This window comes from Amphritea sp. GJ51-11, from assembly GCF_055808735.1.
In genome coordinates this window covers 1,101,791-1,117,717 of record NZ_CM147881.1, presented here as the reverse complement: position 1 = coordinate 1,117,717, position 15,927 = coordinate 1,101,791, and the positions used below count along the sequence as shown (strand labels likewise).

Sequence of the window (15,927 nt, the reverse complement as noted above, 5' to 3'; positions counted from 1 at the left end):
CACAGACTAAAACGCCGCGACTCAACCGTTAGCTGCGGCGCTTTCATCTCTTATTGCCACTATTGCACCGGCTCAACCCGATAACCGGCTAGCTGCAACTGTTTGATAACCCCCTCATCACCGGCCAGGTGGCCACTGCCCACCAGTACAAACTCGACCGGACGATCACGCAACATCGCCTCAATCTGTGGCAACCAGTGCTGATTTCGGCCCACCAGCAAAGTTTGATATTGCGCAGGCGAATCGCGGCGCATATCGGCCACAATCAGACGTTCCAGATCAGCAAGACTCCCCTTACGCCACGCGGCGACAATATCATCGACAAAGTTCGCTGATTCATCTAACTCATCCAGTGAAACACGCATGAAGGTTTCTTCATCCCCCGCTCCCATCGTAGCAAGAAAACCGATCTGCTGATCGACGGTTTCCAATCCGCTGACCGGCTTACCCCGCTTAACCGCGCGGGTATGGTAAAAATCATCGATCCCCTGTGCATCAACCCCAATCTGTTTCAGGTTCAGCATCGTTAAGGTAATCACAATCCCAGATGGCCGCAGATCCTTTAACGCCTCGAGGGGCAAACCATACTGCTGCCACACCTTCTCGATACGCTGATACAGCGCCGGCGAAACCCGCTGCGCCAACCCCGAGCCATCGGCATAGCGAACTGCCCGCTGCATACGTTGCTGCACCTCGGCGGTTTGCAATTGTGCTAGATCCGTTTCAAACACTAAACGATCGGCACGGATAAAGGCCCGATCAAACTCAACCGGCAATGGATAATCACCCTGACGTAAGACATGCACCGTGCCGCCGATATACAGTACGTTATCCCCTGCGCTTACCTTCCAAACACTGCTGCCCGCCATTGCGGTCGTTGTTAGCAGCGCACAACAGAGCGTCAAAAAACCCAGCACGCCTTGTGTTAACCTCATTACACACCTCATTGCATCGCTATAAAATTTTAAACATCGAAGCCTTCGCTATTGGCCTATCATCGTTTATGCAAGATTACCCTCGCCTGAACGCAGAAGCCATCCTCAGATTAATAACCTTAGCCACCGTTCGCTTAATAAACGAGACACAAAAAAACCGGCACAGAGCCGGCTTTTGTTAACGGATTCAGCCTTACTTATTCAAATAATCTTTATACACCCGTCGAGTAATGCCCGTAAACAGTGTGTACGGGATGGTATCACAGTAGGTTGCCACTTCTGCGGCGGTAACATGCTTGCCCCAGAACTCAACTTCAGTACCGATATCAGCACCTTCAATATCGGTAAGATCGATCCCTAGCATATCCATCGATACCCGACCGATAATACGGCTGCGCTGGCCATTCACCCAAACCGGTGTGCCGTTAACCGCATGACGGGGATAACCATCGGCATAACCCATCGCGACCGTACCCACACGCGTCGGTTTGTCAGCACAAAAGAGGCCAGCATAGCCCACGGTCTCACCGGGCTGAACCTCACGCACAGCAATCACTTTGGAGCTAAGGGTCATCGCCGGAATTAGTTTATCAGCATTCTCCTGAGTCTCTGGGAACGGAGTGGCACCGTATAACATCAAGCCGGGACGCATCCAGTCGCGACGGGCATCAGACCATGCCAGCACCGCCGCCGAGTTAGCCAAACAATGGGGCGCATCGAGACCTTCCGAGGCTTTATTAAACACCGCGAGCTGAGCCTCGGTATCCCCTAGAGCCAACTCATCCGCATTAAAGAAGTGAGTCATCAAGACGATATCAGAGACATTATCCAGTTGTTTCAAGCGCTTAAAGGCTGCTTGATAATCATCTGGATGCACCCCTAAACGGTTCATGCCGGAGTTCATTTTTAACCAGACGGTAATCGGTTTACTAAGCGTCGCCTGAGCAATCTGTTCAATCTGATCCAGGCTGTGCACTGCACACCAGAGGCCATGCTCACTGATATAATCCAGTTCGCTCACCTCAAAATACCCTTCTAGAAGCAATACCGGCTTCTGAATGCCAGCGTCAACCAGCTCGACACCCTCTTCGATACAGGCAACACCAAAAGCATCAGCTTCGGCTTCCAGTGCTCGGGCGACTTCAATCGCCCCGTGGCCATATGCATTCGCCTTAATAATGGCGACCGCGTGGCCCGCACTATTAAGAGAACGTGCCAATCGATAGTTGTGCCGGATAGCATCCAGATCAACCGTAATTTTAGCTGCTCGACTCATGTTAGTTTACCTTACCTTTTGCTCTGGTCTGATAGCGGCCGGCGAAGACCGCTATCAAGGCCGTTAATCTGCGACCTTAAAAAACGACTGTACGGTGACTTATGCCAGCACCATTACCCCTTCAACTTCAATATCTGCATCCTTCGGCAGCGCTTTAACGGCGTAAGCTGCACGGGCAGGATATGGCTGCTCAAAATAACGCGCCATCACTTCATTGACAGTGGCAAAGTTACCCAGATCGGTCAGCAGAATAGTGACCTTAACCAGATCATTCATTGAACCACCCGCCGCTTCAGCAACCGCTTTCAGGTTATCAAACACCTGCACAGCTTGGGCTTCAAAAGACTCGGTGACCATTTCCATAGTCGCTGGTACCAACGGGATCTGACCTGACATGTAAACCGTGTTGTCTACCTTAACCGCCTGAGAGTAAGTACCGATCGCAGAAGGGGCATTTTCAGTCGCAATAATTGTCTTTGTTGTCATGATTAAAATTCCATAAATAAGTAATGTAAGGGCGGCCAACTCATTCATCAGCTGGCCCGATCAGCCTGCTTTTCAGCACCAGAAGCCGCCGATTATAGCCTGTAAAAAAAACTGAGCACAGAGGCATTAAAAAGTGCTGAGGGGGTGCGTAAAAAACCTCTGTGCTCAAAAAATGTTATGCGTTATTTTTGACCATAACGGGCCACTGACAAGCCTTCAGGATCGATATCCGGCTGCTGGCCACTGATCACATCGGCAACGAACTTGCCTGACCCCAGAGACATGGTCCACCCCAAGGTGCCATGACCAGTATTGAGGTACAGATTAGGGTAACGTGTGCCACCGAGTACGGGAGTACCATCCGGTGTCATCGGCCGCAAGCCGGTCCAGAACTCTGCTTTCTCAATATCGCCACCGCCGGGGAATAGGTCACCCACGGTAAACTCGACATTCTTGCGGCGTTTTTCCTGCAACGATGTATCGTAAGAGGTAATCTCCGCCGTGCCGCCGACGCGAATTCGGTCATCGAAACGGGTCACCGCCACTTTATAGGTTTCATCCATGACGGTTGAGACAGGCGCACGAGACTCATCAATAATCGGCAACGTCAGAGAGTAGCCTTTGATCGGATAGACCGGTACAACAACACCGACATTTGCCAGCAGCAGAGTGCTGTAACTACCGAGACACATCAGGTAGCGATCGGCAGTCATGATGCCTTGTTTGGTTTTCACCCCAACAATGTCACGGTCATCGCTGATCAGACCTTCGATTTCAGTATCAAACTTAAACTCAACGCCGAGCTTCTTACACTCTTCAGCTAAGGCCGTGGTAAATTTGAAGCAATCACCCGTTTCATCACCCGGCAGTCTTAAACCACCGACGATTTTCTCTTGTACATGACCCAGCGCCGGTTCGCGGGCAACACAGCCCTGCCGATCGAGCACTTCATATTTCACGCCGCACTCTTCTAGCACGGCAATATCTTTAGCCGCCGCATCGACCTGCTTCTGGGTACGAAACACCTGTAACGTACCATCCGTCCGGCCTTCATAATCGATATCGATTTCAGAACGCAGATCTTTGAAGCAATCACGACTATACTCAGCTAAGCGCATCATGCGTGCTTTGTTGGTGTGATAAGACGATTCTGTGCAGTTGGCCAGCATTTTGGTCATCCACTTCAGCGTGTTAGCATTCACCTTGGGATTGATCATCAGCGGTGCAAGATCCTGCATCAGCCATTTGATCGCTTTCAGTGGTACCCCAGGAGCAGCCCAAGGCGCAGAATAGCCCGGCGAGATCTGGCCGGCGTTAGCAAAGCTGGTTTCCATCGCTGGACCACTCTGCCGATCAATTATGGTAACCTGATGGCCTTGTTTGGCCAGGTACCAGGCGCTCGCTACGCCAATGACGCCACTACCCAAAATCAAAATTTTCATTAAAGATACCTATCCGTTTTTATATTTATCACCAACAAATGATTCAGCTAGTGTATTGCATCTTTGACAGATTATTTTTTTGTATTTAAACTATTTTCAAATAAATTACCCTACAAATTAACAGCAAAAATAATTTTCACCTCATTTGAGGCTTAAGGGCAAAGCAACGCTATGAACAATAAACAAAAACGCAAGCTGGATAAGATTGACCTGAATATCCTCAAAACCCTGCAGGAAAATGGCCGCATTAGTTATGTCGACCTAGCCGATATCGTTGGTTTAAGTACCACACCCTGCATGGAACGGGTGAAGCGATTAGAGAAAGATGGGCTGATTCAGGGCTACTATGCACGGATCGATCCCCATGCGATGGGCTATGGTATGTTGGTCTTTGTCGAGATATCCCTCTCTTATCAATCCCCCGATGCCTTTCTTAAGTTTAATAAAGCCGTGGTCTCGCTACCCTATGTACTGGAGTGCCATTTGGTCTCGGGTGATGCCGACTTCCTTATTAAGGCACGTATTGCCGATATGTCGGAATACCGTGCATTGCTCGGCGAAATGTTGCTGACCTTGCCGGGCGTTAAAAACTCGAAGAGTTATATCGTGATGGAAGAGGTTAAAGAATCCCTCAGCCTGCCAATCAATCCGGTACAACCAAGAGGTTAACCCTCTTGGTTGACAGCGGAACATGATCACAGCAACACGCGTTCACACTGGCTCGGTCGGCGACACCTGATATCACCTAGGTGATCGCTCAACCCGGCTGATTGCCGATACCAATCAGCCAGTCATGCACCGCTTTGACCCCCGGATTATTCAATGCCCCATGGGCATAAACGATATAGTAGGCACAACGACACTTCTGCTTCGGATAGGGCGCAAATAAACGGCCACGAATAATCTCATCGGTTAACAACGATTCCCGCGCGATGGCCACCCCTAGACCCGATTCCGCCGCCTTAATCGCCATATCACCGCGATTAAAATAGTGTCCCCGATCCGTTTCAATCCCTTTGATACCACTCTCTTGCAACCAATAGCGCCACTCGGAATCCGGCTCGGCATCCGCCCAAGGAGCCGTGTCATGCAGTAACGGTAACCGATTAAGTATTCCGGGTGCCTGCCAATCGATATCACCAAAAAACTCTGGGCTGACCACCGGAAATAGATTTTCATTCATCATCCGCGAATAACTCAAACCCGGGTAGTGGCCAATTCCGTAGTCGATGGCGATATCAAAATCACGGTTATTCAGATCCAGTAAACTCCCTTCCGCTATCGTTTCAATACGGATATCGGGGTAGCGTTTCTGAAAACCGCCCAGCCGTGGAATCAGCCACTTAAACACGAAGGAGGGAATCGAGCGCAAACGCACACTGCCCTCAGGGTCGGAACGTTTAATACGGCTCAAGCAGCTTTCCAGGCTCAGCAATGCAGGCCTGACCGACTCATACAGTTGCGCCCCCCTCGGGGTTAACTCAACTTGTCGGGTTTTACGGGTAAACAGTGCTACGCCGATCTGTTGTTCGAGGTTTTTAATCTGCTGACTGACCGCACCGGGCGTGATCGATAATTCACTCGCAGCCTGGCTAAAACTGTGTAACCGTGCGGCCGCTTCAAAGGTGCGCATAGCGGCGAGAATCTGACTATTAATGTGCATAGGGATGCTTTTTTATTGTCGTTAATATTAGTTTAGTCAAACTAAACTATACAATAGAAATCATCGTTTGTTTAGCCTCACTGAAGACTAGAAAATACCTCCCACTGCGCGATACAAACATAACAAGATGCAGAGCCAACTATGAGCCACCTTATTGATACACCGCTAGGACAAACTCTCACGTCCAGCGAGCCGATGTTATGGTTGAACCCCGACTACAGGGCCGATCTTAGCGCACATAAAAGCGAACTAAGCCGCCATGATATTGACCAAGCCGATCAGCGTCTCAGACGTTTTGCACCGCTATTGCAACAACTCTTTCCTGAACTAGAAGCCCACCAAGGGCTGATCGAATCAAGGCTACAGTCTGCCACCTCACTGCAACAACGGCACTATCCTGAGTTATCAGGCAAGCTAATGATAAAAGCTGATCATGCGCTGCCGGTTGCCGGATCCATCAAGGCCCGTGGCGGTATCCATGAAGTCCTCTGTCATGCCGAACAATTGGCCCTGCAGCATGGCATTATCCAGAGCACCGAAGATGACTATTTAGCCCTGCTCGGTCCCGACGCTACAGCACTATTCAATCGCCATGAGGTCGCTGTTAGCAGTACCGGCAACCTCGGTTTAAGTATCGGCATTATCAGTGCGGCACTGGGTTTCAAATCGGTGGTACATATGTCCATCGAGGCTAAGCAATGGAAAAAACAACGACTGCGTGATCGCGGTGTGACCGTTATCGAACACCGTGATGATTACAGCGCGGCGGTCGATGCGGGACGAAAGGCTTCCAACGCCGATCCCAGCAGTTATTTTGTCGACGATGAAAACTCGCCGCGGCTCTTTCTTGGCTACGCCGTCGCCGCGTTGCGTCTGCAACAGCAACTCGCCGAGCAGCAGGTTGTCGTCGATGCTGAACACCCGTTGTTTGTTTATCTACCCTGCGGCGTCGGTGGTGCCCCCGGTGGCATCACCTTCGGCCTTAAGCAGGTATTCGGCCCCGCCGTACACTGCTTCTTTGCCGAACCGGTGGAAGCCCCCTGTGTGTTGGTGGGGATGCAAGCGGAAGATAAGCGTCATCCAGAATCGGTTTATCAGGTCGGCCTCAACGTGGCCACCGAAGCCGATGGGCTGGCGGTGAGCATGGCCTCTGGTTGGGTCTGTTCGATGATGGAAACCATTCTCAGTGGCATCTTTACCGTCACCGATGATGAACTGTTCCGCCACCTCTATCAGCTCAACCAGTGTGAAGGCCTTGAGATCGAGCCTTCCGCTGCTGCGGGTTTTGCCGGGCCACGCTGGTTAAGCCATAGCGATGCGGGTAAGGCTTATCAACAGCAACAACAGTTAACACCGCTTATACACAACGCCACCCACCTACTCTGGACGACTGGTGGCCTGTTTGTACCGCCCCAAGAGATGGAAAAATTCCAGCAGCATGGCGCTCAACTCGCCAGCCTGTAAAGGATACGCTCAGGCCGATCACATTGAGCGCCTGAGTGATGACCGGCTTTAACCATTGCCGGATTTTTTGCAACTAACGCAGCGACTCTTTAAGCCATCGGCTCGACGATTGCTGCGCTAGTTTCACTAAACGATCGCCATAAACGGTCACATACCCAACCGCAGACCATAAGTCTGTCGGCGGGGATAATTACAATAATTAGGGAGTTCATATGGAAGCTATCACATCAATAATCAGCGCGATTAACGGTGTCGTCTGGGGGCCAATGATGTTGGTTCTTATTCTGGGAGTTGGCCTGTTTCTGATGTTGGGTCTGAAGCTGATGCCAATTTTCAAACTGGGAGCCGGCTTTAAACTGCTATGGAGCGGCCGCGCCGCTGACGGCGATGCAGCCAAAGAGGGTGAGATTCCACCCTACCAAGCACTGATGACCGCCCTCTCAGCAACAGTCGGCACCGGTAATATTGCCGGCGTTGCTACCGCGGTTTTCCTCGGCGGACCCGGCGCATTGTTCTGGATGTGGTGTACTGCACTGGTGGGTATGGCGACCAAATACGCAGAAGCGGTTTTGGCGGTTAAATACCGTGAAGTCGATGAAGCAGGCAACCATGTGGGCGGCCCGATGTACTATATCAAAAACGGTCTAGGCGCTAAGTGGGCTTGGCTGGGTACTGCCTTCGCTATTTTTGGTGCCATCGCTGCTTTTGGTATCGGTAACACAGTGCAATCGAACTCCGTTGCCGATGTTATCCAGTCTAACTTTGGACTGAATGTTTGGCTGACCGGTATTATTTTGATGGTACTTGTTGGCGCAGTGCTGATCGGTGGTATCAAGCGTATTGGTAGCGTTGCTGGCGCGCTGGTTCCGGTGATGGCGATTGCCTATCTGGTGGCTGGTTTGATTGTCTTGGCCATCAATGCGGATGCTATCCCCCACGCCTTAAACCTGATCTTCACCTACGCCTTTACTGACAGCGCTGCGGAAGGTGGTTTTGCCGGTGCCGCTATCTGGATGGCGATCCGCTTTGGTGTAGCCCGAGGTATCTTCTCGAATGAAGCGGGCCTTGGTTCTGCTCCTATCGCCCACGCTGCTGCACAAACTAAAGACCCTGTCCGTCAGGGCATGGTAGCGATGCTGGGTACCTTTATCGATACTATCTTGATCTGCACCATCACCGGGTTGGTGATCATCACTTCCGGTGAATGGACCTCTGGGGCTTCCGGTGCGGCACTGACCTCAGCCGCCTTCGCACAGGCTCTGCCGGGTGTGGGTAACTACCTGATTGCGGTATCACTGGCGATCTTCGCCTTTACCACCATTATTGGCTGGTCTTTCTACGGCGAGCGCTGTGTTGAGTTTCTATTTGGCCTGAAAGCCATCACCCCTTACCGCATCGCTTGGATTATTGCCGTGCCTCTGGGTGCCGGTGTCAGCCTTGATTTCATCTGGCTGCTGGCGGATACCCTCAACGCAATGATGGCGATTCCAAACCTGATCGCCCTGGCACTGCTCAGCCCAGTCGTCTTCCGACTGACACGGGAATACTTTGCCAAACAAGCATAATGCCTTTTCTACCCGTTAATATCTAAGGAGGCTTCGGCCTCCTTTTTTACGTCTATACCTTTACTGTGAGAGGCTGGTTACAGCGGTTGCTTGCTAAAGGTTAGATAGGGCAAAGGGGTTGCTCCCGGCTTAAAGCCTAATGACACCAAGCTTCAGTGCTAAAATAGTCTCACCGCAAAATTTTCGCAGCGGTTATTTCCGACTACACTTTAACGGTGGTGTAACGGTACTCTGCAATCATCCAATTAAACTGACAACAGCCCGGCCATCTGCCCAATAGGGCCAAGCGAGTACCGCTAACACTGAAGTGTCGACTGTGTGAGGAGCGGAGGTGAAACAAATACCGTTATGGCTAAACAACACTGGATATTACTGCGCGGCTTATGCCGTGAAAGCCGCCACTGGGGTTCATTTCCAGAACAGATGCAACAGCGTTTACCCAACACCCAAGTGAGCTGTATCGATCTACCGGGCAACGGTCAGCGATACCGTCACCCCTGCCCGACCTCGGTGAATGAACTCATCAATGACCTGCACCGGCGCCACCGACCAGAGCAACCCGTGTATCTGCTTGGACTGTCTCTAGGCGGTATGATTGCTTATCACTGGATGCAGGAATATCCCGATGATTTACGCGGTGTAGTACTAATTAACAGCAGCTTATCCGACACCAGCTTCCCCCTGCGCTTGCAGCCCGGAGCCTGGCCAAAAATCATCCGTGCGATGCTCAGCACTGGCTACCCTCGGGAAAAAGCGCTCTTCGATCTCACCTGTGAATCATCCTATGGACGGCAGGAAACACTATCTTTTTGGCAGATGTATCAGTTGGAATACCCTCTCAGCTTCAGCAATGTGCGACGCCAGCTACAACTGGCCATCCAGTGCGGCCCCCAACCCTATCCGCCTAAAAAACCGGTGCTGTTGCTCAGTAGCGCTAAAGATAAACTGGTCAATCCACACTGTTCAGAACAACTGGCAAACAGCTGGCATATGCCACATATTCAACACCCGAAGGCGGGCCATGATATCCCCCACGATCAGCCCGACTGGCTATTACGTCAGATAACCGAATGGCTCAAAGGTTAGTCCGCTTCGCTGGTTTGAATATGTTGGTTTAACAGTTCCATAAACAGATCTCTGGGTTTATTTAACGGCCCAGAGCGGCGACTGATGGCAGCCACCTGTAAATTATAAAACCGGGTTTCAGGCAGCAACGCCCGCATTCGCCCCTGCGCTACCCACTGCTGGGCAAATTTCTCCGCCAGAAACCCCACATATACACCGGACAAAATCATGGTCGCCCGGGTTTCATAATAATAGGCTTCGGCCGCTTTATTCATTTCCACTAGCTGCTGATTTGCTTCAGGACTGGTCAACACCCCCGCATGAACCAACTTACATGACTTCAAGGCATCATTCAGTTGCTTCTGGTCCTGCTCATTAAATAGCGGATGACGATCACCACAATAGAGCATCGATTTATCTTTATACATTAACAGGAAATCTAGCCCCTCAATATCACGATGGTGGGGAATAAAACCAACATCCGCATCGCCATTGATCACCCGCCGTTCGATCTCTCCAAGGGGCGCGGTATCAAAGCTGATATACACATCCGGTGCCAATGCGGCAAACTCGGCGATCACCTCATCCAGGCCGCATCGCTCATCCAAACTGATCGTATCCGACGTGAGAATCCGCACCTCTCCGGTCATCTGCTGATGCAGCGCATTAACGGTGGAACGAAATTCCGCTAACCGAGAAAATAGCTGCCGGGTTGCGTTATAGATGGTTAAACCTTCCTCAGTTAAAGCAAAACCGGAACGGCCCCGTTGGCAAAGTTTAAGTTTGAGCCGCGCTTCAAGGTTCGACATATGCACCGAAATTGTCGAACGACTGATATTCAACTCCACCTCCGCGGCGGAAAATCCTCCGCACTCAACCACGGTTTTAAAAACCCGTAGTAGGCGGATCTCAAAATCCCCAACCTTCCCCATACTTTGCAGAGCTTTTCCGACCATCTAAGTCTCACCTATTAAGTTTGATAAACACTAAAGTAAGCATTCAATGTTTGTTATTTATAAGACTTTAACACTGACGCTACTATGACGCTATAAGGCCATTAAGTTAAACCATGACATTGGGTTCTCCTGTTCAAGCAAGCGCTTAATGTTAACGGGTAACGACAACGTTCTATGCTGAGCTGACGTCAGCAACGGGCCATTACTAATAACCTAAACAGGGTTTTCTCATGAGCACAAACATCAATATGGATGCGTTCTGGATGCCATTTACGGCTAACCGGGACTTTAAAAACCAACCTCGTCTAATTGAGCGCGCCGAAGGTGTTATGTATTACACCAATGAAGGCCAAGAAATTCTCGATGCAACCGCCGGACTGTGGTGTGTTAATGCCGGTCATGGCCGTACTGAAATCGCCGATGCGGTTAGCCAGCAGCTGCGCGATCTGGATTACGCATCCCCTTTTAACTTTGGTCATGAGATCGGTTTTGAGTTTGCCAACCGTCTAATCAAACATACGCCAGCCTCGCTAAATAAGGTATTCTTCGCCAACTCCGGTTCAGAAGCCGTTGAGTCTGCGCTGAAGATTGCCCTGCAATATCAGAAATCCCGTGGTAAAGGTGGTAAAACTAAGTTTCTCGGTCGTGAACTGGCCTACCACGGTGTTAACTTCGGTGGCATCTCAGTCGGTGGCCTGACACCTAACCGTGTTGGTTTTGGCCCACTGCTGCCAACCGATCACCTACCTCATACACTGGATATCGCTAATAACGCCTTCAGTAAAGGCTTACCAGAACAGGGCATCGATAAGGCGGAAGCCCTCGAACAACTGATCAACTTCCACGGTGCTGACAGTATTGCCGCAGTGATTATCGAACCGATGAGCGGTGCCGGTGGCGTGATTATGCCACCACAGGGTTACCTGAAACGTATGCGCGAGATCTGTGACCAGTACGATATCTTACTGATCTTTGATGAAGTCATTACCGGCTGGGGACGTTTGGGTTCAGCCTTTGCTTCAGAAGAGTTTGATGTTGTGCCAGACATGATCACCTCAGCAAAAGGTATCACCAACGGTGTGATCCCACTGGGTGCCGTATTCGTTAAAGATGAAATTCACGACCAGATTATTAACAACGTCGCGGTCGGTGGCATCGAGTTTTACCATGGCTATACCTACTCTGCCCACCCAGTCGCTTGTGCTGCAGGCTTGGCAACACTGGATATCTATGAGAAAGAAGGTTTGCTAACCCGCGCCAGCGGTGAGATTGGCACTCACTTTGAAAATGCATTACATAGCTTGAAAGATGCGCCAAAAGTGATCGATGTACGTAACTATGGCCTCGTTGGTGCAGTGCAGTTTGATGCTTCAGTAGCGGCTAACGGCCCGATCGGTTTGGACTTCCAGAAAGGCTGTTACAAGCGCGGCGTGATGGTGCGGACGATGGGTAATATCGTTGCTTTCTCCCCCCTTAACCATCGAAGCCAACCATATCGACCGGCTGGTAAATGTACTACGCGAAACCGCAGAAGATATGTTCGCTTAAACATCACAGCAGTAACCTTTCCGGCGGCGAGCTATCTCGTCGTCGGCTTTTTTTGCCTACCATTTGACGGAACGCCTTTGGGACTTCGCTTTCAGGCCCGCACCTTCCCCTCTGTACACGTCCTTACTTATCAGTAAGGCTTGATTTGCTAGATTCTATTTTGCTGGATCCTCGCTTGGCAGCCCTAGTCTTACAGATCTAAACTCATCATTTTTGCTGACGCCGATCATGCAGTAGCTGTTCAAAATCGCCCAGTTTCACCGGTCTTGAATAGAGATAACCCTGACCAAAATCACAGCCTAGCTCTAACAATAGACGATGTTGCTGTTCGGTCTCGACCCCCTCGGCAATCACTTTAATACCGAGGTTATGCGCCATCACAATGATCGCTTTACATAATGTATAGGCATCGGATCTAAGTGATAGATTTTTGACAAAATACTGGTCGATTTTAAGATAATCGATATCGTATTCGCTGATATAAGCCAAGCTTGAATAGCCAGTGCCAAAATCATCCAATGCCACCTGCACTCCAGCTGTTTTAAAAGCAATCATCTTTTCACGGATCTCGTCTGAACCACTCATCATCATGCCTTCGGTGATTTCAGCAACCACCGATTGCCCCGATAATGCTAATGAACCCAGTTGTTCTAACCAAGAAGAGATATTGCTATCGAGGCTTTCAAATTGTACCGGCGAGATGTTCACACTCAACTGAAAATCCGCATCATATTTCTGCTGTAGCATCAGCACCGTTTTGGTTGCCTCTTCTAGCACCCAACTGCCAATCGCTAAAATCTGATGGGATTCTTCCGCCGTCGGAATAAACTCATCCGGCATAACCAAACCTTTCTCGGGGTGTCGCCAACGAATTAACGCCTCGGCTTTATTGATAGACCGGTCTTCTAACAACACCAGCGGTTGATAGTAGAGCACAAACTGATGCTCCGTTATGGCACGGCGCATATCGGCAATTAACTGCATCCGCTGAACGGCTTCCTGCTGCATCTCTCGCGTGAAATACTGAAAACAGTTACGGCCTCTTTCTTTCGCGGCATACATCGCCTGATCAGCGGATTTAATCAGATCGCCGACATTAGTCGCATCATCGGGATAAAAGGTGATACCAATACTCGCGGTAATATAGGCCGCCTCATCTTCATCTCCCAATTGATAGGGCATGGCCAAACTATTGAGCAACTCCTCACAAATAGCGTTAACCACATGCATATTCTTAACCTGGCTGAGAATAATGGCGAACTCGTCTCCTCCCTGACGTGCAACGGTATCGACCGAACGCACACACTTAGAGATTCGGGCTGCGACTTGCACCAATAACTGATCACCCATCGCGTGGCCAAGGGTGTCATTCACCTCTTTAAACATATCCAGATCGAGAAACAGAATCGCGGTCGGCAAACCGCTGCGGTCCGTATGCTCCAGCTCTTGATGGATTCGATCGCCGAATAGTTTTCGATTAGGCAACCCGGTCAGAATATCCATGTGCGCTTGTTGCCAGATCACCTCCTCTGCCCGTTTCTTTTCAGTAAAATCGATAAACATAGCGATTCTTCGATACGGTTTATCATCATTATCGTAAACCGTATTAATCGTTAACCATTGGGGGAACACCTCACCATTTTTACGCTTATCATAGATCTCACCTTCCCAGAATCCCTCCGTGTCTAACTGATGCCATATAGACTCATAGAATGCCTGATCATGATAACCCGATTTTAATATCGCCGGTGTTTGCCCCAGTAACTCATCGGTGCGATAGCCCGTAATTTTAGTAAACGCTGGGTTAGCCTCGACAATAAGACCATCAATATCGGTGACTAAAATCCCTTCGCTAATCGAATGAAAGACCATTGAAGAGAGTTCTAACGATGCCTCAGCCTGCTTTTTATCGCTGATATTACGCACCACTAGAATAAACTGCGACGTACCTGAAATCCGATTAAGGCGGGCCTCAAAAAACTTCTCGCCCTCAGGGAAGGTCAAGCTATATTCCCAACTTACCGGCTCGATAAGCTGCTGCAGTTGCCCTAAATGGTTTGCCATATCGACGTTTTCAGGCATCACCTCGGTCATCGGCTTATTCAGGAAAACGTCCGGTGCGAGGTAGAGATCAGATTCTTTATCCGCCTTAAAATCGAGAATAATGCCGTGTTCATCAAGTCTAAAATAAAGATCTGGCAGCGCTTTAAACACAGAGTTTAGCTCTTCATTACGTTCCAGTGCCTGTTGCTCGGCACACAAGCGCTTTTGCGCCATCCCCTTAAACTGAGTATGTAACTCCTTAATTTCGGCGGCTGCACTGGTCACCTCAACATCACTAAAACGCCCTTGGGATAATAATCGAGTGGCACGGGTAAGCTGCGCCAAAGGTTGTAAAATGCCGTCACGAAGCCCTTTAATCGCAATAAATAGCACCAAGAACATGACCCCACTCATCAACATCAGGCTCATATATAGCTGGCGACTGGCAGCGGCAATCTCATCCTCAACCGGCACCCCAATACTCATCGTGATTGTTCGGCCCGCCGGGGTGGTATATAGCTCTGCGGTGAAATAAACCCTTCGAATACCATCCACATCAATCATGATAGGGTTATTCGCGGCAAGGGTATTTTGATGCAGCAATTTCTCCCGCTTACCGATCTTATCCGTTGAGGATGGGTAATTCGCAACAATAAAGCCCTCGGCATCGGTTATCACCGCAATCGAGTCTCTCGGTAAGCCCGATTTAGCTAGGTAATCATTCCACCATGTCAGCGCCACCACCGCGACCACCGCGCCAGCAATCGTGCCATCATCCTTAAATACCGGATAAGAAAAGTTTACGCTCACCACCTCTGCCGCTCTATCTAGCTGATATTCACCAATGGCAAACTCGTGATTTTGAATGGTTCGCTGAAAATAGCCTCGATCGGCGACAGAGACCGGTTTTTCAAGGGGCAACGCATTGCAATATAGTCGACCATCGTAACGGGGAACCCCAAGGTTCACGTAATCAGGATTTAATTCCAGAATGCTGGCTAAATAAGCTGAGCAGCTCGGATCAGAAGGTTTCTTTACAAAGGGACTATCGGCTAATAATTTGAGATATTTACGGGTACTCTCAACCAAAATATTTTGATGTAACACCGAATGTTCCACCACAAAACGCGCCTGTGCTCGACTGATATTGATCGCCGACTCTCGCTGTTGCTGCACGTGAATAAAAACAGCTAAAAAACCCGGCAATGCAATCAAGAGCATTAGCAGAACCAAGCGGCACCTTAAAGACCCAAACTGACAACTCAATATCATTTATTCGTTTTCCTCAGCCCCATCTAATCCGCGATAAATCCACCTCAGATCGGGGTATACTTAGGGCCTCCATGGCCCGCAGCGCAGCCTATAGCAATCGTATAACAACGTCTTTATATAGTAGTTACATATTGTCAAATTAACCTTAATTTAATAGGGTTTTGTCACAGAAAACTTAACACCCCATTAGTAGACCTCTCTGCGGTGGGCAA

The 15,927-nt window shown here is 49.8% G+C and carries 12 protein-coding genes; 5 read left to right on the top strand and 7 right to left on the bottom strand.

The features are described from left to right. Positions 1–59: 59 nt before the first annotated feature. From AC0L4K_RS04845 to AC0L4K_RS04830, 4 genes are all read right to left on the bottom strand, one after another. Positions 60–935 (bottom strand): TraB/GumN family protein, encoded by an 876-nt coding sequence (locus AC0L4K_RS04845; RefSeq protein WP_473268408.1) that lies wholly within the window; start codon positions 933–935, stop codon positions 60–62. 193 nt (positions 936–1,128) lie between these two features. Next, a complete protein-coding gene (gene alr, locus AC0L4K_RS04840) occupies positions 1,129–2,211 on the bottom strand; it encodes an alanine racemase (protein ID WP_473268407.1) in 1,083 nt (360 codons plus the stop codon). A gap of 99 nt (positions 2,212–2,310) precedes the next feature. Beyond that, positions 2,311–2,697, bottom strand: coding sequence for a RidA family protein (locus AC0L4K_RS04835; RefSeq protein ID WP_417225990.1), 387 nt, complete (start codon positions 2,695–2,697; stop codon positions 2,311–2,313). A 182-nt stretch (positions 2,698–2,879) separates the two neighbouring features. Continuing rightward, complete coding sequence (locus AC0L4K_RS04830) at positions 2,880–4,139, bottom strand: D-amino acid dehydrogenase (protein ID WP_417225991.1); 1,260 nt, start codon at positions 4,137–4,139, stop codon at positions 2,880–2,882. Positions 4,140–4,310: 171 nt separating this feature from the next. Here AC0L4K_RS04830 and AC0L4K_RS04825 point away from each other — a divergent pair, with 171 nt between their 5' ends. Then, entirely contained in the window at positions 4,311–4,808 is a 498-nt protein-coding gene (locus AC0L4K_RS04825; protein WP_417225993.1) for a winged helix-turn-helix transcriptional regulator, read from the top strand. Positions 4,809–4,896: 88 nt separating this feature from the next. Here the strand turns inward: AC0L4K_RS04825 and AC0L4K_RS04820 are convergent, their stop codons facing one another. Beyond that, positions 4,897–5,802, bottom strand: a complete 906-nt coding sequence (locus AC0L4K_RS04820) for a LysR substrate-binding domain-containing protein (protein ID WP_417225994.1) — start codon at positions 5,800–5,802, stop codon at positions 4,897–4,899. A gap of 141 nt (positions 5,803–5,943) precedes the next feature. On the opposite strand from AC0L4K_RS04820, the gene AC0L4K_RS04815 reads away from it, so the two are divergent. The 3 genes from AC0L4K_RS04815 (at position 5,944) to AC0L4K_RS04805 (ending at position 9,917) form a co-directional block, all read left to right on the top strand. After that, a complete protein-coding gene (locus tag AC0L4K_RS04815; protein WP_417225995.1) occupies positions 5,944–7,266 on the top strand; it encodes a D-serine ammonia-lyase in 1,323 nt (440 codons plus the stop codon). A 212-nt stretch (positions 7,267–7,478) separates the two neighbouring features. After that, positions 7,479–8,831, top strand: a complete 1,353-nt coding sequence (locus tag AC0L4K_RS04810) for an alanine/glycine:cation symporter family protein (RefSeq protein ID WP_417225997.1) — start codon at positions 7,479–7,481, stop codon at positions 8,829–8,831. Between the two features lie 348 nt (positions 8,832–9,179). Then, positions 9,180–9,917 (top strand): alpha/beta fold hydrolase, encoded by a 738-nt coding sequence (locus AC0L4K_RS04805; RefSeq protein ID WP_417225998.1) that lies wholly within the window; start codon positions 9,180–9,182, stop codon positions 9,915–9,917. On the opposite strand, the gene AC0L4K_RS04800 is transcribed toward AC0L4K_RS04805, so the two are convergent. Then, positions 9,914–10,852, bottom strand: a complete 939-nt coding sequence (locus tag AC0L4K_RS04800) for a LysR family transcriptional regulator (RefSeq protein WP_417226000.1) — start codon at positions 10,850–10,852, stop codon at positions 9,914–9,916. The two genes, AC0L4K_RS04805 and AC0L4K_RS04800, sit on opposite strands and share 4 nt — an antisense overlap. A gap of 230 nt (positions 10,853–11,082) precedes the next feature. Between AC0L4K_RS04800 and aptA the strand changes: the two genes are divergently transcribed. Further along, positions 11,083–12,537, top strand: a complete 1,455-nt coding sequence (gene aptA / locus AC0L4K_RS04795) for an omega-aminotransferase AptA (RefSeq protein ID WP_473268406.1) — start codon at positions 11,083–11,085, stop codon at positions 12,535–12,537. Positions 12,538–12,607: 70 nt separating this feature from the next. On the opposite strand, the gene AC0L4K_RS04790 is transcribed toward aptA, so the two are convergent. After that, positions 12,608–15,664 carry a bifunctional diguanylate cyclase/phosphodiesterase gene (locus tag AC0L4K_RS04790; RefSeq protein WP_473268405.1) on the bottom strand — a complete coding sequence of 1,019 codons (3,057 nt, stop codon included), beginning with the start codon at positions 15,662–15,664 and terminating at the stop codon, positions 12,608–12,610. Between the last annotated feature and the right edge of the window lie 263 nt (positions 15,665–15,927).

What these genes read in the sequence shown, in the direction of transcription:
- AC0L4K_RS04845 (WP_473268408.1), bottom strand. Translation starts at nt 935, where the DNA reads ATGAGGTTAACACAAGGCGTGCTGGGTTTTTTGACGCTCTGTTGTGCG.
- alr (WP_473268407.1), bottom strand. Translation starts at nt 2,211, where the DNA reads ATGAGTCGAGCAGCTAAAATTACGGTTGATCTGGATGCTATCCGGCAC.
- AC0L4K_RS04835 (WP_417225990.1), bottom strand. Translation starts at nt 2,697, where the DNA reads ATGACAACAAAGACAATTATTGCGACTGAAAATGCCCCTTCTGCGATC.
- AC0L4K_RS04830 (WP_417225991.1), bottom strand. Translation starts at nt 4,139, where the DNA reads ATGAAAATTTTGATTTTGGGTAGTGGCGTCATTGGCGTAGCGAGCGCC.
- AC0L4K_RS04825 (WP_417225993.1), top strand. Translation starts at nt 4,311, where the DNA reads ATGAACAATAAACAAAAACGCAAGCTGGATAAGATTGACCTGAATATC.
- AC0L4K_RS04820 (WP_417225994.1), bottom strand. Translation starts at nt 5,802, where the DNA reads ATGCACATTAATAGTCAGATTCTCGCCGCTATGCGCACCTTTGAAGCG.
- AC0L4K_RS04815 (WP_417225995.1), top strand. Translation starts at nt 5,944, where the DNA reads ATGAGCCACCTTATTGATACACCGCTAGGACAAACTCTCACGTCCAGC.
- AC0L4K_RS04810 (WP_417225997.1), top strand. Translation starts at nt 7,479, where the DNA reads ATGGAAGCTATCACATCAATAATCAGCGCGATTAACGGTGTCGTCTGG.
- AC0L4K_RS04805 (WP_417225998.1), top strand. Translation starts at nt 9,180, where the DNA reads ATGGCTAAACAACACTGGATATTACTGCGCGGCTTATGCCGTGAAAGC.
- AC0L4K_RS04800 (WP_417226000.1), bottom strand. Translation starts at nt 10,852, where the DNA reads ATGGTCGGAAAAGCTCTGCAAAGTATGGGGAAGGTTGGGGATTTTGAG.
- aptA (WP_473268406.1), top strand. Translation starts at nt 11,083, where the DNA reads ATGAGCACAAACATCAATATGGATGCGTTCTGGATGCCATTTACGGCT.
- AC0L4K_RS04790 (WP_473268405.1), bottom strand. Translation starts at nt 15,664, where the DNA reads ATGCTCTTGATTGCATTGCCGGGTTTTTTAGCTGTTTTTATTCACGTG.